Annotated in this window: 15 protein-coding genes; 7 read left to right on the top strand and 8 right to left on the bottom strand. The window is 65.2% G+C overall.

Translation table 11 applies throughout. The features are described from left to right. The first annotated feature begins 4 nt into the window (after window positions 1-4). Genes ACQKRQ_RS19970 through ACQKRQ_RS19945 form a run of 6 tightly spaced genes read left to right on the top strand, consistent with a single transcriptional unit; the run spans window position 5 to window position 4,654 of the window. The gene (locus tag ACQKRQ_RS19970) at window positions 5-502 is read left to right on the top strand and encodes a hotdog family protein (RefSeq protein ID WP_427478929.1); all 498 of its coding nucleotides are present in this window, start codon (window positions 5-7) and stop codon (window positions 500-502) included. Beyond that, window positions 499-1,224, top strand: coding sequence for a 3-ketoacyl-ACP reductase FabG2 (locus tag ACQKRQ_RS19965; protein ID WP_012434023.1), 726 nt, complete (start codon window positions 499-501; stop codon window positions 1,222-1,224). The genes ACQKRQ_RS19970 and ACQKRQ_RS19965 overlap by 4 nt, the downstream gene beginning before the upstream one ends. Continuing rightward, window positions 1,224-2,450: a beta-ketoacyl-ACP synthase gene (locus ACQKRQ_RS19960; RefSeq protein WP_427478927.1), complete on the top strand. Its 1,227-nt coding sequence runs from the start codon at window positions 1,224-1,226 to the stop codon at window positions 2,448-2,450. The genes ACQKRQ_RS19965 and ACQKRQ_RS19960 overlap by 1 nt, the downstream gene beginning before the upstream one ends. Then, a complete protein-coding gene (locus ACQKRQ_RS19955) occupies window positions 2,447-3,688 on the top strand; it encodes a beta-ketoacyl-[acyl-carrier-protein] synthase family protein (protein ID WP_132373472.1) in 1,242 nt (413 codons plus the stop codon). Before ACQKRQ_RS19960 ends, ACQKRQ_RS19955 begins: the two co-directional genes overlap by 4 nt. Before the next feature lie 39 nt (window positions 3,689-3,727). Then, window positions 3,728-4,150: a signal peptidase gene (locus ACQKRQ_RS19950; protein WP_132373473.1), complete on the top strand. Its 423-nt coding sequence runs from the start codon at window positions 3,728-3,730 to the stop codon at window positions 4,148-4,150. A 60-nt stretch (window positions 4,151-4,210) separates the two neighbouring features. Beyond that, the gene (locus tag ACQKRQ_RS19945; RefSeq protein WP_408180571.1) at window positions 4,211-4,654 is read left to right on the top strand and encodes an excinuclease ABC subunit A; all 444 of its coding nucleotides are present in this window, start codon (window positions 4,211-4,213) and stop codon (window positions 4,652-4,654) included. Window positions 4,655-4,783: 129 nt separating this feature from the next. On the opposite strand, the gene ACQKRQ_RS19940 is transcribed toward ACQKRQ_RS19945, so the two are convergent. Further along, window positions 4,784-5,512, bottom strand: coding sequence for a class I SAM-dependent methyltransferase (locus ACQKRQ_RS19940; RefSeq protein ID WP_427478924.1), 729 nt, complete (start codon window positions 5,510-5,512; stop codon window positions 4,784-4,786). Window positions 5,513-5,647: 135 nt separating this feature from the next. On the opposite strand from ACQKRQ_RS19940, the gene ACQKRQ_RS19935 reads away from it, so the two are divergent. Then, window positions 5,648-6,892 carry an NAD(P)/FAD-dependent oxidoreductase gene (locus ACQKRQ_RS19935; RefSeq protein ID WP_427478922.1) on the top strand — a complete coding sequence of 415 codons (1,245 nt, stop codon included), beginning with the start codon at window positions 5,648-5,650 and terminating at the stop codon, window positions 6,890-6,892. An 83-nt stretch (window positions 6,893-6,975) separates the two neighbouring features. Here the strand turns inward: ACQKRQ_RS19935 and guaD are convergent, their stop codons facing one another. From guaD to ACQKRQ_RS19900, 7 genes are all read right to left on the bottom strand, one after another. Next, window positions 6,976-8,340 carry a guanine deaminase gene (guaD, locus tag ACQKRQ_RS19930; RefSeq protein ID WP_427478921.1) on the bottom strand — a complete coding sequence of 455 codons (1,365 nt, stop codon included), beginning with the start codon at window positions 8,338-8,340 and terminating at the stop codon, window positions 6,976-6,978. 105 nt (window positions 8,341-8,445) lie between these two features. After that, the gene (locus tag ACQKRQ_RS19925; RefSeq protein ID WP_408290219.1) at window positions 8,446-9,498 is read right to left on the bottom strand and encodes an adenosine deaminase; all 1,053 of its coding nucleotides are present in this window, start codon (window positions 9,496-9,498) and stop codon (window positions 8,446-8,448) included. A gap of 68 nt (window positions 9,499-9,566) precedes the next feature. Beyond that, a complete protein-coding gene (xdhC, locus tag ACQKRQ_RS19920) occupies window positions 9,567-10,583 on the bottom strand; it encodes a xanthine dehydrogenase accessory protein XdhC (RefSeq protein ID WP_408317139.1) in 1,017 nt (338 codons plus the stop codon). A gap of 95 nt (window positions 10,584-10,678) precedes the next feature. Continuing rightward, window positions 10,679-13,084: a xanthine dehydrogenase molybdopterin binding subunit gene (xdhB, locus tag ACQKRQ_RS19915; RefSeq protein WP_427478920.1), complete on the bottom strand. Its 2,406-nt coding sequence runs from the start codon at window positions 13,082-13,084 to the stop codon at window positions 10,679-10,681. Beyond that, window positions 13,084-14,631, bottom strand: coding sequence for a xanthine dehydrogenase small subunit (gene xdhA / locus ACQKRQ_RS19910; protein WP_427478918.1), 1,548 nt, complete (start codon window positions 14,629-14,631; stop codon window positions 13,084-13,086). The genes xdhB and xdhA overlap by 1 nt, the downstream gene beginning before the upstream one ends. Window positions 14,632-15,007: 376 nt before the next feature. Then, window positions 15,008-15,517 carry a disulfide bond formation protein B gene (locus ACQKRQ_RS19905; protein ID WP_132373482.1) on the bottom strand — a complete coding sequence of 170 codons (510 nt, stop codon included), beginning with the start codon at window positions 15,515-15,517 and terminating at the stop codon, window positions 15,008-15,010. A 100-nt stretch (window positions 15,518-15,617) separates the two neighbouring features. After that, entirely contained in the window at window positions 15,618-16,997 is a 1,380-nt protein-coding gene (locus ACQKRQ_RS19900; RefSeq protein WP_427479268.1) for an amidase, read from the bottom strand. Between the last annotated feature and the right edge of the window lie 16 nt (window positions 16,998-17,013).

Below are 17,013 nucleotides of genomic sequence, written 5' to 3'. Positions count from 1 at the left end.
CCCGATGAACCAAGCGATGAACCCGACGCCCACCGTTGACGACCTGGTCCAGCAGCCGATCGAAGCGATCATCCCGCATCGCGGCACCATGCTGCTGATCGACGCCGTGCACACGTTCAGCGAAGAAACGCTCAGCGCGCGCGCCACGGTGCGCGCGGACGCCTGGTATGCCGACGCCGACGGCGCCATGCCCGCGTGGATCGGCATCGAACTGATGGCGCAGGCGATCGCCGCGCACGTCGCGTTGCTGGCCATGCGCGGCGGCGGCCGCGCGCGGCCCGGCGTGCTGCTCGGTTCGCGCAGCTACAAGGCATTGCAGCCGTCGTTCGCGGGCGGCGCGCAGTTGTCGATCCACGTCGCGGAACTGCTGCGCAGCGAAGAGGGCCACGGCGCCTACGAATGCACGATCCGGCACGGCGACGCGAGTTGCGCCGAAGCCGTCATCAAGGTTTTTCAACCGCGCGATTTTCAGTCATTCATAGAAGGGAGTTTCAGTTCATGAGCCGGCGTGTTCTCGTTACCGGCGCAAGCCGCGGCATCGGCCGCGCGATTGCGTACAAGTTGGCTGCCGACGGCTTCGCGGTGTCCGTGCACTGCCGCACGGGACGCAGTGAAGCGGACGCGGTTGCGACGGGCATCGCCGCGCAGGGCGGCACGGCGCGCGTGCTGCAGTTCGACGTGCGCGAGCGCGCCGTGTGCCGCGAAGTACTCGAAGCAGACGTCGCGGCGCACGGCCCGTACTACGGCATCGTCTGCAGCGCGGGCGTGACGCGCGACGCCGCGTTCCCCGCGCTCACCGAGGAAGATTGGGACATCGTGATCGAAACCGGTCTCGATTCGTTCTATAACGTCGTCCATCCCTTGACCATGCCGATGGTGCGCGCCCGCAAGGGCGGCCGCATCGTCACCATCGCTTCGGTGTCCGGCGTGATGGGCAACCGCGGCCAGGTCAACTACAGCGCGGCGAAGGCCGGCCTGATTGGCGCGAGCAAGGCGCTCGCCGTCGAACTGGCGTCGCGCAACATCACCGTCAATTGCGTGGCGCCGGGTCTGATCGAGACCGGCATGCTCGACGAAATGCCGCTCGAGCAGGCGCTGAAAACGGTGCCGATGAACCGCGTCGGCCAGCCTGCCGAGGTGGCGTCCGTGGTCAGCTTCCTGATGTCGGATGCGGCCTCGTATGTCACGCGTCAGGTGATCGGCGTCAACGGCGGGATGATCTGATGAAGCGCGTCGTCATTACCGGCATGGGCGGCGTCACGGCGTTGGGCGATAGCTGGGACGTGATCGAAACGCGTTTGAAGAGCGGCGTGAACGCCGTGCGCCGCATGCCCGAGTGGGATTACTTCGAATCGCTGCATACGCGGCTCGCGTGTCCGTTGCCGGGTTTCACGGCGCCCGCGCATTATCCGCGCAAGAAGACGCGCTCGATGGGTCCGGTGTCGATGTATTCGGTGCGCGCCAGCGAACTGGCGCTCGCCGACGCGGGCCTCGCCGACGATGCCACCATCAAGGACGGCCGCATGGGCGTCGCGTATGGTTCGTCGTCCGGTTCGGTGCAGCCGATCCGCGCGTTCGGCACGATGCTCGAAACCGGCTCGATGAGCGACGTCACGTCGAACAGCTACGTGCAGATGATGCCGCACACCACCGCGGTCAACGTCAGCCTGTTCTGGGATCTGAAAGGGCGGATCATTCCGACCTCGTGTGCGTGCGCGTCGGGCAGCCAGGCGATCGGCTATGCGTACGAAGCGATCCAGAGCGGCAAGCAGACGCTGATGCTGGCCGGCGGCGCGGAGGAACTGTCAGGGCCGGCTGTCGCCGTGTTCGACACGTTGTACGCCACCAGCACGCGCAACGACGAACCGCATCTGACGCCGCGTCCGTTCGACGCCGCGCGTGACGGCCTCGTGGTCGGCGAAGGCGCGGCCACGCTGGTGCTCGAGGAATACGAGCATGCAATGGCGCGCGGTGCGCGGATTCACGCGGAGATCGTCGGCTTCGGCTGCAACTCGGACGGCGCGCATATGACCCAGCCGACCGCCGAAACCATGGCGCTAGCGATGCAACTCGCGCTCAACGACGCCCAACTGCCGCCTGAAGCGATCGGGTATGTGAACGCGCACGGCACCTCGACGGATCGCGGCGACATTGCCGAAAGCCATGCGACAGCACAGACCTTCGGCGCGCGCATGCCGATCAGCTCGCTCAAGAGCTATGTCGGCCACACGCTCGGCGCGTGCGGCGCGCTCGAAGCGTGGTGGACCATCGAGATGATGAAGCGCAACTGGTATGCGCCGACCTTGAACCTGGAGAACGTCGATCCGGCCTGCGCGTCGCTCGATTACATCGTCGGCACGGGGCGTGAGATGGACGCCGAATACGTGATGAGCAACAACTTCGCGTTCGGCGGCATCAACACGTCGCTGATTTTCAGGCGTGTCCGATGAGCGTGGCTTTGCAACGCGTGGTCGTGACCGGCATGGGCATCGTGTCGTGTCTCGGCAATACGCTCGATGAAGTCTCCGCTGCCTTGCGCGAGGGCCGCTCGCGGATCGAGCGGATCGACGCGTGGCGCGAGCGTGGCTTCGCCTCGCAGGTCGCAGGCGTCGCCTCGGTCGCGCACGAGCCGCCGTTCGAGCGCAAGCTCGAACGCTTCATGGGCGACACCGCGCGCTTCGCGTGTCATGCCGCGCGCAAGGCGATCGACGATGCGGGACTCGACGCGGCGCAGTTGCGCTCGCCGCGCGTGGGCACGGTGATCGGTTCGGGCGTCGGCAACATGTCCACTTACGACGCGGCCATGGCGATCGCGCATGCCCGTGGCGTCGACAAAGTGCCGCCGTACACGGTGCCGCATGCGATGAGCAGCACCGCGTCGGCCAATGTCGCGCAGGTGTTCGGGCTCGAAGGCGTCAGCTATTCACCGTCGTCGGCGTGCACGACTTCGGCGCTCGCGATCGGGCAGGCGATGCAATTGATCCAGACCGGCCGACAGCAGATCGTGCTGGCCGGCGGCAGCGAATCGCTGCACGACAACATGACCCTGATGTTCGACGCGATGGGCGCGTTGTCGCGCCGCTTCAACGACACGCCGCAGAAGGCATCGCGTCCCTACGACACGGAGCGTGACGGTTTCGTGATCGCGTCGGGCGGCGGCGTGCTGGTGCTCGAATCGCTCGATCACGCGCTTGCACGCGGCGCGCGGATCTACGCGGAGCTCACCGGTTTCGGCGACTGCACGGACAGCGGCGGCATGGTCACGCCGCGCGCAGCGGGGATCGCGCGGGCCATGCGCGGCGCGCTGAACGAAGCGGGCAAACGGCCTGACTACGTCAACACGCACGCACCGTCGACACCGCTCGGCGACCTGGAAGAACTGCATGCGTTGAACGAGGTGTTCGGCGCGGCGTTCGATCATCGCGTGCCGGCGTTTTCGTCGACCAAGGGTATGACGGGGCATCCGCTCGGCGCGTGCGGCGCGCACGAGGCGATCTACACGCTGCTGATGATGCGCGACGGTTTCATCGCGGGCACGGCGGATATCGACACGCGGGAGCCGGCTCTCGACGGCATGCCGCTCGTGCGCACGACGCGCGAGGCGCGCATCGGCACGGCGATGTCGGTGTCGTACGGGTTCGGCGGCAGTTGCGCGAGCCTGATGTTCGAAGCATGGCAGGGCGGCTGAAAACGGCCGCGACTTTATAAAAAAACGAGGGCGATAAGAATGAAAAGAGCAGGTGCATTGGGCGCGCTGGCAGTCATGGCGCTGACGCTGGCGGGTTGCGCCACGCAGGTGAAGTCCTTGCCGCTCGCGGCGGCGGGCGGCCAATCGCGCGGCAACGTGCCGGTGTATTTCGGTCAGCAGGACCACCCGGCGGTCAAGAGCCGGTTGGGCGACGTGTCGTACTCCGTGCGGATCGCGCGCAAGGTCGCCGGTCCCGACGACGCTTGCCACGAAGCGCTCGCCGAAGCCGTGCAGAAGCTGCGCGCCGCGGCCAGCGAACGCCACGCCAATGCCGTGATCGATGTGTCGACGCGTTTTCATAGCACCGAGAGCAACTCGTCGACCGAATTCACTTGCGGCGTCAGTCCGAGCGCCGCGGCGATCGCTGTAAGCGGCCAGCTCGTCGTGCTGGAATCGAACTGAGCCGAATCGGGCCGATTGAAATAGAACTCACAGAGCAACAACAACCACCAAGGAGTCTCAATGAAACGCCATCTGCTGTTTGCCGCACTGTTTGCATCGTTTGCCACGCTGAGCGCCACGCCGGCTTTTGCCCGCGATACGGTCAACAACTATCCGGTCGATCAGGCCTTGCAAAGCGAACCCGGCAAAGTGAGCGAAGACATCGCACTGTACTTCGCGGGCCAACGCCATCCGTCTGTCGTGAAGACGATAGGCGAATTCGCCACCAACAAGAAGACCAACGCGTTCGGCAAGAGCGATTTGCAAGCCTGCCAACACGTGTTCCTCTCGGCGGTGATCGAGTTGCAGGAACGCGCGCGCAAGGAAGGCGGCAACGCGGTGATCAATATCAAGAGCAACTACAAGAACGAATTGCGTGAGAGCGCGACTGAGTACACCTGTGGCGCGGGCGCGGTGATCGCCGGTGTCGCGTTGACGGGCGAAGTGGTGACGTTGCGCAAGTAACACCCGGTCGGCGCAAGTCCGTACGGGGGTACGTATGCGCGCGAGGAAAGCTGGAAGGCGGCATGCGCGCCGCCGCCTCGCGCTGTTTTACCGCACCTGGTCCGCACTAGGCCCGCGCCTTGCTGCGCATTAACCGGCTTTGACCGCCGCCACATTGACCAGCGTTTCACGACGCTTGCCGGGTTGCGGATGGGTCAGGCCGAGCCGTTCGAGAAGACCGAAGTCTCTCGCGCGGCTCCACCAGAGGTAGGGCAGCGAGACATTGCGCTCGCTGAAGCTGAAGCCGCCGCGGCGGATCATGTCGAGGTAGCCGTCGGCGCTTTTTTGCACGTGCATCGGATGACGGAACAGCAGCCGGATCACCCACGATTTGATGTACGCGTCGGTGGATTCGGCGAACAGCAGCACGCCGCCCGGTTTGAGCACGCGGCGGAACTCGGCGAGCGCGCGGTCCTGTTCGACGAGGTGATGGAAGGTTTGATGGCAGAACACGATATCGGCGCTCGCGTCGGGCAGCGGCAGTTTCGCGCAGTCGCCGTGCAGCAGCTCGATCTCTGCTAGCTTGTCGCGGCAGGCGCTCGCTGCCTGAGCGGCAAGCGTCAACGACGGCTCGTGGAAGTCGATGCCGACCAGGCGGCGCGGCTTGAACGCCTCGGCGAGCAGACGGAAGGAAATGCCCTGGCCGCAGCCGACGTCGACGATCACCGGCGCCTCGGGCAAGGGCGTGTCGATCAGGCGTTTGAGGTCGTTGATCGCGACCCGCAGCACATGATGTTCCCAGGTGTAGGTACGCAGGAACCAGACTCCGAAAGCGGTTTCCGGCACGAATGGCACACTGGATGTTTCGGATGGCGACACGCTGGGCTCCCCGGCGAAATAGCGTTCTTGCTGTGCCCCACGAAGACTCCCTTCGGGGCGTTGAAGTGCAATTGTAACGAGACGTAAGGATGCAGCGAAACGCTGCTCCGGGCAAGCCAAACGATTGAGGCAAATTTGAGTACACATTCGTCAAAGCGCACGACCGTCGATGTCGTGATCATCGGTGCCGGACCGGCAGGCGCGGTCGCGGCGACATTGCTGCGCAAGTCCGGGCGTTCCGTGCTGGTGCTGGAGCGCCAGCACTTTCCGCGCTTTTCCATCGGCGAGAGCCTGCTGCCGCAGAGCATGGCCTATCTCGAAGAGGCCGGCATGCTGCAGGCCGTGGTCGAAGCGGGCTTCCAGTACAAGAACGGCGCGCATTTCGTGTATCGCGATCAGTCGTCGGCGTTCGACTTCCGCGACAAGCATTCGCCGGGTTGGGGCACCACCTACCAAGTCGAGCGCGCGGTATTCGACGATATTCTGATTCGCTGCGCGGCGGAGCAGGGCGCCGACGTGCGCTTCGGCCATACCGTGCGCGCGGTTCATCCCGGCGTCACGCCTTTGGTCGATGTGGTCGACGAAGCGGATCACGCCTATCAGATCGAAGCGCGTTTCGTGTTCGACGCAAGCGGCTTCGGGCGCGTTTTGCCGCGCCTGCTGAATCTCGAAGCGCCGACGCGGATGCCGACGCGCGCCGCGATCTTCACGCATGTACAGGACGGCATTCCGGCCGGCATGACCGACCGCAACAAGATTTGCGTGGCGACGCATCCCGAACACCGCGATGTATGGTTCTGGATGATTCCGCTGGCGGGCGGACGTTCGTCGGTGGGCTGTGTCGCCGAGGCGAGTTTCCTCGACGTGCCGGAGGCGGAGCGCGATACGAAATTGCGCGCGCTGATCCAGCAGGAGCCGACGCTCAACCGCCTGATCGGCAACGCGCCGTTCCTGATGCCGGTGCGCCACATCGGTGGTTATGCGGCGAACGTGGAGCGTCTGCATGGGCCCGGTTACGCGCTGCTCGGCAATGCGGGCGAGTTTCTCGATCCGGTGTTTTCGTCCGGCGTGACGATCGCGCTGCGCTCGGCGCAACTCGCGGTGCAGACCTTGAACCGGCAGCTGGACGGCGCACAGGTCGACTGGTCGGCCGCTTACGACGTGCCGTTGCGCAAGGGGATCGATACGTTCCGTGCTTTCGTCGAGCGTTGGTATTCCGGTGCGTTGCAGGACATCATTTTTTATCCGGACCAGACGCCGTCGATCCGTCGCATGATCAGCGCGGTGCTGGCGGGTTATGCGTGGGATGAGTCGAATCCGTATGTCGCGGATCCGGTGCGTCGGTTGAATGCGTTGCATGAGGTTTGCATGCAGCGGTGAGCTAGCTGCTGAAGGCTGGGCAAAAAAACGGCGCTTCGAAATTGAAGCGCCGTTTCTTCATTCAGTTGCGTAAATCACTCAGCTCAAGCCGCGATCCTGGCCGCGCTCGACGCATGCCGCCGCATCTCGTCGCGACGATGCACGCGCTTGCCGGCGGCATACGTCTCATAGATCGCGCGATCGTCGCCGAGCAGCGCGAACGCGAACAACAGTTCCTCCAGCGTTTCAGTACGTGCAGTGCGGCGCGCGAGCAGCGGCGTCGCGCGCGGATCGAGCACGACGAAGTCCGCTTCCGACTTCGGCTTCAACGTGCCGACCTTGTCCGCCAGATCAAGCGCTTCGGCCGCGCCGGCCGTTGCCAGATAGAACATGCGCGTGGCCGTCAGATGATGGCCGCCCAGACGCGCGACCTTGTGCGCTTCGTTCATGGTTTGCAGCATCGAGAACGACGTGCCGCCGCCGACGTCCGTCGCCAGTGCGATCGGCATGCCGGCTTCATCGGCCTTGTCGAAGTCGAACAGGCCGCTGCCGAGGAACAGGTTCGAGGTCGGGCAGTGCGAGGCGACCGTGCCGGTTTGCGCCATGCGTTTGCGGTCTTCCTCGTCGAGGTGAATGCAGTGGCCGTACACCGCGCGGCGGCGCAGCAGACCGTAGTGATCGTAGATGTCCAGATAGCTGCGGTGACCGGGGAACAGATCGGCGACCCATTTCACTTCATCGTGATTTTCCGCGACGTGGCTCTGGATGAAGATGTCCGGGTGCTCGCCCGCCAGCACGCCGCACGCTTCGAGTTGCGCTTCGGTCGAGGTCGGCGCGAACCGTGGCGTGAGCGCGTACATCTGGCGGCCGCGATTGTGCCAGCGGCCGATCAGCTCGGCGCTGTCGTCGTAGCCCGATTGCGCGGTGTCGCGCAGGAACTCGGGGCAGTTGCGGTCCATCAGCACCTTGCCGGCCACCATGCGCAGATTACGCGCTTCGCTCTCGGTGAAAAGCGCGTCGGCCGATTCCTTATGGACCGTGCAATACACGAGCGCCGTGGTCGTGCCGCACGCCAGCAGTTCGTCGACGAAAAAGCTCGCGGTGTCGCGTGCATACGCCGGATCGGTGAAGCGGCGTTCGGTCGGGAACGTGTACGTCTCGAGCCACGGCAACAAACCCGGCGCCGGCGACGCGATCATGTCCGTCTGCGGATAGTGAATGTGCGTATCGATGAAACCCGGCACGATCAGCTTGTCGCGCATCTCCTGCACCTGGGTGCCGGGCGCGAGTTGCGGCGCGAGCGCGGCATAGGCGCCTGCCGCCACGACATGGCCGTCTTCGACGATCAGCAGGCCGTCCTCGTTGAAGACCGCCGCATTGGACGATTGCGCGGGATCGCCGTTGAAGGTCAGCAGTTGCGCGCGGAATGCCGATTGGGCTGCTTTGGCCGGGTTGGCAGATTGAGTCATGGAAAAACCGTCTCCGATTGTGGAAAAGCTGCACAGTCCGGGCGACGGTTCGATCATGGCTCGCACATGAGCTCATGCCGCCGCCGGCTGCGATACATCGGCCCGTCAGTGCGGACCGCTTGGGTGCCAGTGCGCGTCGAGCTTCGCGATCAGTTCGCTGCGTTGCTCGGGCGTGACGAACGACGCTTCGAAGCTGTTGCGGATGATCGTGTAGACCTCGGCATCGTTGAGCTTCAACGCGTCGATGGTGGCGAAATAGTTGGCGTTCACGTAGCCGCCGAAGTAAGCCGGATCGTCGGAATTGACCGTCACGGCTACACCGCGATCGAGCAGGTCTTTCAGCGTGTGCTTGGTCAGGTCGTCGAACACGCACAGTTTCAGGTTCGACAGCGGACACACGGTCAAGGCGACGCGCGAATCAGCGAGACGCGCGACGAGCGCCGGATCTTCGATGCTGCGCACGCCGTGATCGACGCGGTCCACTTTCAGCAGATCGAGCGCTTCATAGATATACGAGGGCGGGCCTTCTTCGCCTGCATGGGCGACGAGTTTCAGGCCGAGCGCACGCGCCTTGGCGAACACGCGCTCGAACTTCGAAGGCGGATGGCCGCGCTCCGACGAATCGAGACCCACGCCGATCAGGCGATGCTTGTATTGATCGAACAAAGGCAGCGCTTCTTCAAAGGTGGCGAGCGCGTCTTCTTCGGACAGGTGGCGCAGGAAGCACAGAATCAGCTTGCTCGTCATGCCGCGCTTTTCCGCGTCGGCGAGCGCGCGTTCAATGCCGGCCACGACCGTCGCGATCGGCACGCCGCGCTCGGTGTGCGTCTGCGGGTCGAAGAAGATTTCGCTGTGAATCACGTTGTCGGCGAGGCAGCGCTCGACGTAGGCCATCGTCATGTCGTAGAAGTCCTGCTCGTGCAGCAGCACGCTCGCGCCCGCATAGTAGATGTCGAGGAACGATTGCAGGTCGGTGAACGCATAGGCGGCGCGCAAAGCTTCGATCGAGTCGTAGGTGAGCTTCACGCCGTTGCGCTCGGCGAGCGCGAAGATCAATTCGGGTTCGAGCGAACCTTCGATATGAATATGCAGTTCGGCCTTCGGTGCCAAGGCGGTTTTTTCGGCCAGCGGCGTGGGGGTAGCGGTCGTTGTAGTCATGGTCGGTCAGGTTTTCGTTGGAGTCGGTTCGGGCCGGATGCGTAAGCGTTGTGTCGACGTGCCGCGCTTCAAACCGTCTGCGTGGCGTGATGCATGCCCGCGTTCGCCTCGACGGCCTGAAGCACCTGCGCCGCCGCCGAGATCGCGATGATCTCCGGCGACTTGTCGACGATGCCGTCCACGCCGAGCGGGCACTTCATCCGCGCGATCAGCGACGGATCGAGACCGCGCGCGGCCAGCCGGTGTTCGAACTGCTTGCGCTTGCTGTGCGAGCCGATCATGCCGAAGAACGCGAAGTCGCCGCGCCGCAGAATGCGCTCGGCCAACTCGAGATCAAGCGCATGGTTGTGCGTCATCACGATGAAGTACGTGTTCGGCGCGGCTTGGTCGATGGCTTCGTCGGGGGCGTCGTTTGGATCGATCTTCACGTTCGGCGCATGCAGCGATTCCGCGGGCGGAAACTGCGCGTCGCGTTCGTCCACCCAGCGGACCACGCAAGGCAGCGTGGCCATCACGCGAACCAGCGCGGCGCCCACGTGACCGGCGCCGAACAGCACGACCGAGAAGTCGCCGGGCGCGATGGTTTCGGTGAGCAGCGCGCCGCTGTCGTCGAAACCCGCGCCGTCCCACAGCAGGCAGTCAGCGGCGTCGACGCCCGGCTCGGGGTCGGACAACATCACCGCATCCGGTGCGGGGCCGAATGATACGCTACGCACCGTCGAAAGGCCGGCGGCCACGCGTTTCGCCAGCGACGTGATCCAGCCGAGGTCGCCCACGTCGAGCCGCTCGAACGCGACAATCACCGCGCCGCCGCAGCATTGCCCGAGGCTCGGGCCGAGCGCGAAGCGCTCCAGGCGGCGCATGTGCGGCGAGCGCATGCCGTCGCGCAGCACCTGGCGCGCGGTCTCGATGGCTTTCCATTCGAGGTGTCCGCCGCCGATGGTGTGCTTCGCCGAATCGCGCGTAACGATCATCTTGGTGCCGGCTTCGCGGGGCGCCGAACCTTCGACGCGCGCGACCGTCACCAGCACGGCGGCATCGCCGTGCGCGAGCAGTTGTTGCAGGTCAGGTAGCCAGGGCTGCATCCGGCGTTCTCCATACGTGGCCGCGCGGGGTGTCCGTGCGGCCGGTTGAGTGTGGCCTCTCGCGTTCGTGTCGCGTCAGGCCGCGGGTTATTTTCTCAAGCTGTCGTGTCGGTCGCCGCCGGTTCCGTTGCCGGTTGCGGCGCGGCCGGCGGCTGCAAGGCGTCCAGCGCGTCGAGAATCGCTTCGGGCGTGGCCGGTGCGCGCAATGCCGGCGCCTGTTGCGCGTCCGGCACGGCGGCCGCGATCGCGTCGCGAATCGCGAGGAACACCGAGAACGGCAACAGCAACGGCGGCTCGCCGACGGCCTTCGAGCGGAACACGGTCGGCTCGGCGTTGTGGTTCTGATAGAGCTGCACGTGGAACGCGGCGGGCGTGTCGCTCACCGCGGGAATCTTGTAGGTCGACGGCGCGTGCGTCATCAGACGGCCATCGCGGTTCCACCAGAGTTCCTCGGTGGTGAGCCAGCCCATGCCCTGAATGAAGCCGCCTTCCACCTGGCCGATGTCGATGGCCGGGTTGATCGACTGGCCGGCGTCGTGCAGCACGTCCGCGCGCACGAGTTTCCATTCGCCGGTCAGCGTGTCGATCACGACTTCCGAGACCGCCGCGCCATATGCAAAGTAATAAAACGGATGACCGGTCAGCGTTTTCGCGTCCCAATGCACTTTCGGCGTCGTGTAGAAACCGTCCGACCACAACTGCACGCGCGCCAGATAGGCGGCGCCGACCAGTTGTTCGAAGGGCATCGCTCCGCCGTTCACCGACACCTCGCCGCTGGTGAATTGCACGTCGTTCGCCGCACCGCCGAGTTGTTTGGCCGCAAGTTCCGCGAGCCTTGCGCGAATCGTTTTCGCGGCGGCTTCGGCGGCTTTGCCGTTCAGGTCGCTGCCGGTGGACGCCGCGGTCGCCGACGTGTTCGCGACCTTGGATGTGTCGGTTGCCGTGACCCGCACGCGTGAGAGCGGCAAGCCGAACTCGTTGGCGACCACTTGCGCGACCTTGGTGTTGAGCCCCTGGCCCATCTCCGTGCCGCCGTGATTGACGAGCACCGAGCCGTCTTTGTACACATGCACCAGCGCGCCGGCCTGATTCAGAAACGGCACGTTGAACGAGATGCCGAACTTCACCGGCGAGAACGCGATGCCACGCTTGAGCACCGGACTGTTTGCGTTGAAGGCCGCGATCGCTTTGCGGCGCGCGCGATAGTCGCTGGTGCCGAGCAGTTCATCGGTCAACGGCGCGATGATGTTGTCTTCGACACGCTGTCCGTACGGCGTCGTGTCGCGCTCGCCGATGCCGTAGTAGTTGGCGAGGCGCACGTCGAGCGGATCGCAGTTCAACTGACGCGCGATGCTGTCGAGCATCACTTCCATCACGAGCGCGCCTTGCGGACCGCCGAAGCCGCGGAACGCGGTGTTCGACTGCGTGTTGGTCTTGCAGCACAGCGCGACGATGTCGACGTCGGATAGGTAGTACGCGTTGTCGAAGTGGCAGACGGCGCGCGTGGCGACGGCGCCGGAGAGGTCGGCGGAATAGCCCGCGCGCAGCGCGATTTCGACGCGCGCGCCGAGAATGCGGCCGCTGTCGTCGAAGCCCGCTTCGTACGCGTAGACCGCGTCGTGGCGCTTGCCGGTGATCATGAAATCGTCGTCGCGGTCGGCGCGCAGTTTGACCGGGCGGCGCAGCCGTTTCGCCGCCAGCGCTGCCACGCAGGCGAACAGCGCCGATTGCGATTCCTTGCCGCCGAAGCCGCCGCCCATGCGCCGGCATTCGCACACCACGTTATGTGCCGGCCAGTCGAGCATATGTGCGACCACCTGCTGCATTTCGCTCGGGTGCTGCGTCGAACTGTAGACGAGCATGCCGTCCATTTCCTTCGGCACGGCGTACGCGATCTGGCCTTCCAAATAGAACTGTTCCTGGCCGCCCACTTCAAACGTGGCGCTGATGCGATGCGGTGCGGCGGCGATCTTCGCATCCGGCTCGCCGCGTCTGAGATGCAGCGGCGGCAGCACGAATTGCTTCGCAGCTTTGGCATCAGCGGGCGTGAGGATGGCTTCGAGCGGTTCGTAGCGGACCACGTCGTCGCTTTTTGCCAGCGCGGCGGCACGGCGGGCGAGTTCATGGCTTTCGGCGATCACGGCGAACACCGGCTGGCCGAGATACAGCACTTCATCGACGGCGAGAATCGGGTCGTCGTGCAGCACCGGGCCGCAATTGTTCTCGCCGGGAATGTCTTCGGCGGTCAGCACGGCGATCACGCCCGGCGCTTTCCTGACCGCGTCGAGATCCATCGACACGATCCGCGCATGGGCATGGCGCGACAGGCCGAGCGCAGCATGCAGCGTGCCTTGCAACTCGGGTACGTCGTCCGTATAAGTGGCTTCGCCGCTCACATGCAGCGCGGCCGATTCATGCGGCAACGATACGCCGATCGATGCGTCGCTTTCTTGAGCGACGTGCCTCGCAGCGTGTTCGACGAAAGCATCGGTCCGGTTCATCACGACGGCTCCTTCGCAACGGCGGCGTCCGGCGCGCCGGCTTCGAACGCGAACGCATTCACGTCGAAGAGGGCGAGCGGCGCGTCATCGCGCGTTTCGAGGTGGAAACGCCACAGCAGGTTGCGCGCCACCTTCAGTCGATAGGCGCTCGAAGCGCGCATGTCGGTGAGCGGCTGGTAATCGACGACAAGCGCATTCATGGCTTGCCGCGTGGTGCTTTCGTCCCATGTTGCGCCATTCAGGACGGCTTCGGTTTGCGCGGCGCGCTTCGGCGTGGCCGCCATGCCGCCGAACGCGATGCGCGCCTGCTGAATGGTCCCGTTTTCACCGAGGTGCAGCGCGAATGCCGCGCACACGGCCGAGATGTCCTGATCGTAGCGCTTCGACACTTTGTAGGTGCGAAAGCGCAGATTGCCCGCCGGGCGCGGCACGCGCAGCGCCGCGACAAATTCCCCGGCGGCGAGCGCGGTCTTCTGATAGCCGAGGTAGAACGCGTCGAGCGGCAGCGTGCGCGTTTTCGGACCGTGGCGCAGCACGACTTCGGCGCCGAGCGCAAGCAGCGCCGGCATCGAGTCGCCGATCGGCGAGCCGTTCGCGACGTTGCCGCCGAGCGTGCCGGCATTGCGGATCGGCAGCGACGCGAAACGCGTCCACAGTTCGGCGAGCTCGGGGTAGTCGACGGCGAGCGCCGCGTACGCGTCTTCGAGCGTGACGGCCGCGCCGATCGTCAGCGTCTGCGCATCACGCTCGATCGTCTTCAATTCGGCGACGTTGCCGATATACAGAATGTCGCCGAGATCGCGGAATTGCTTGGTGACCCACAGGCCGACGTCGGTGCTGCCGGCCAGCAGCCGTGCGTGCGGATGTTCGGTGCGCAGTTTGGCGAATGCATCGAGCGAGATCGGCGCATAAAAGGCGGGCGAGCCGAACGTGGCGCCGCGCGTGTCGGACGCACGGTATTCGAAGGTGTCGCGCCGTTGCAGTTCGCGCAATTGATCCACCACGGCCTGACGGTCGAGCGTCACGCGCGGGTATTGCGGATAGTCGAACATCTTCTGCGAGGCGTCGACGATCGGCCGGTAGCCGGTGCAACGGCACAGATTGCCGGAGAGCGCGGCGTTGATTTCATCACGGGTGGGCAGACCGGCGGCGGCCGGCTGGTTTTCGTACAGCGCCCACATCGACATCACGAAGCCGGGCGTGCAGAAGCCGCATTGCGAACCGTGGCAATCGACCATGGCCTGTTGCACGGGATGCAGCGCGCCGTTGGCGGCGCGCAGGTCTTCGACCGTGAAGAGCGCCTTGCCGTCCAGCGTCGGCAGGAACTGGATGCAGGCGTTGACCGCTTTCAGCGCGAGGTCGCCGTGCGCATCCAGTTCGCCGATGACGACCGTGCAGGCGCCGCAATCGCCTTCCGCGCAGCCTTCCTTGGTGCCGGTGCAATGCAGATCCTCGCGCAGGTGCTGCAGCACGGTGCGCGACGCAGGGACGCCCGCGACCTCACGGATGGACCCCTGGTGATAAAAGCGGATGGTTTGCGTTGTCATGGCGAATTCGAAAGACAGTGCGGACCGGGCGCGCGTTACGCATGGGGTCGCGCCAAAGCCGGCCTCGCGCACGTAGATCGCCATCCAATTCCGAAGATAGCATTACCTTGTCCCAAAAATATTTCCCATGTCGCATGAAGCTTATTCGGAAGCGGTCATGAGATAAGTACGATTCACGCTAAGGCGGGAAGTTGCGTGAGACGGGACGGAAGGCGGAAAGCCAGGCGGGGTGGGGTGTTGCGGGGGGAACGGGCGGTCATTGCGCCGCTAAACACGGTTGTTGCGGGCAAAAAAACGCCGAATTTCGGGCCGCCTTATTGGGCGGCACGCAATCCGGCGTTATCTCTTGCGGCAAAGCAGGGCAAAAAACCGCTAATCAGGCGATCCGGCGACGATTGCGGACCAGCGTCAGCGCCAACGGGATGAAAGCGATCACGAATGCGACCAGCGACCATTGCGGCAGCGTCAGACCCAGAATCGGCGGATAGGCCGTTTCGCACAGCCCGGCGACCTTGAACACGCCCGGCAGCCAATGCGCGGGCGGCAAGCTGTCGACCAGCGGCTGCAGCGCGTCGAAGCCGCAGCTAAAGCCCGGATTCGCCTGAACATACACATGGCGCGCGGCCGTCACGATACCGGCCAGCGCCGACAAGGCCGCCATCACTTCCAGCAGACGCACACCGCGCCAGCTGTTAAAACGCGCGCCGAGGAACGCGAAGATCGCAATCAGCAGGAAGAAATACCGCTGGATGATGCACAACGGGCACGGGTCTTCGTGCAGAAAATACTGCAGATACAGCGCGCCGCCCACGAGGGCAACGCAGATCAGGCCAAGCAGAACCAGCAGGGAGCGCTCGCGGCGCAGCATTGCAGTGTCGTTATTCATGGATCGTGTGGCTGTCTCGAAACGGAAAGGGCGGGTGCCCGCGATTCTAGCGCGAACCCCCGCCCCCCAGCTTATCCTGCTTTTACGACGTATTTCCTGATCAGCGAATCGCCTTGAGCACCGCTTCGGCGCCGCGGCCAATGGCCAGCAGGGCGTCGTCGGCGTGCGGCGCGCCGGCCAGCATCAGGCCGACCGGAGCGTCGCCGCGCAGATGGCACGGCAGCGACAGCGCGCACGTGTCGAGGAAGTTGAACACGCTCGGGTTGCGCAGAATCAACGCGTTGGTGCGGCCAAAGGCGTCATCGTCGTCGACCAGTTCGGCGACGCGCGGCGGCACCACCGGCACCGTCGGCGCCACGACCGCGTCGAAACGCTGCCACAGCGTGCGGGCGGCCTCGGCGAGCATCGCCTCGCGTTCGGCGAGCAGGTCCAGATAGTCGGCGGCGCTGGCCGGCTGGCCCTTCAGAATGCGCACTAGCACGCGCGGATCGTATAAGTCGCGATGCTTTTCCAGCAACGGACGATGCCACGCATACGCCTCGATCGGCGAGAACCCGAAGCGGTTGATCTCGGGCAAACGGTCGAGCGGCGCGAAACGAACTTCGCTGACGATCGCGCCGGCCGCTTCCAGATGCTTGAGCGCCGTGTCGATCGCCGCAGCGACCGCCGGCTCGACGCCGTCCGTGACGAAATTGGTCAGCACGCCGAGGCGCACGCCTTCGAGCGGACGGGCGGTCGGAATGCGCGGTTCGAGCCCGGCCAGCATGCGGTCGACCAGTGCGCAGCACGCCACGGAAACGCCGATCGGCCCGAACGAATCGAGGGTCGACGAAAGCGGCACGCCGCCCTGTTTGGGAATCCGGTCGGCGGTCGGCTTGAAGCCAGTCAGGCCGCAAAGGGCAGCCGGAATGCGGATCGAGCCGCCGGTGTCGGTGCCGAGCGCGATCGCCGCCATGCCGTCCGCGACGGAAGCCGCCGCGCCCGACGACGAACCGCCCGAAATCCGCTCGTCGCCCTTCACGCCGCGCTGGTACGGCGACAGCGGGTTGCCGTAGTGCGGGTTCAGGCCAAGTCCGGAAAACGCGAACTCGCTCATATTGGTCCGGCCGACGATCACGGCGCCCGCGCGCTTCAAACGCGCGACCGCGACGGCGTCCGCCTTGGCGGCGGGGGCGTCGGCGAGCACCGCGGAACCGGCGCGGGTCGGTTGGCCTTCGATATCGAACAGGTCTTTGACCGACACCGGAATTCCGGCGAGCGGCGAAAGCACGGTGCCGGCGGCGCGCAGACGGTCGTGCGCGTCGGCGGCGGCGCGGGCGCTGTCGGCATCGACGTGCATGAAGACGGCGGCGCCCTGGCCGGCCGGATCGGCGATCCGTTCGAGCGCAGTCTCGACGAGCGCGCGGCTCGTGGTGCGTCCGGTGGCGAGGTCGGCGGCAAGTTGGGCTAGCGGCGGAAAGGGTGTGAATTCAGTGGCCATGATGTCGGTAGAAATC

Origin of the sequence: Paraburkholderia sp. NPDC080076 (assembly GCF_050281145.1) — a bacterium.
Classification (GTDB): Bacteria; Pseudomonadota; Gammaproteobacteria; order Burkholderiales; family Burkholderiaceae; genus Paraburkholderia.
Note: the sequence above shows the minus strand (reverse complement) of the source record. Positions and strands in the feature narration are given on the sequence as shown.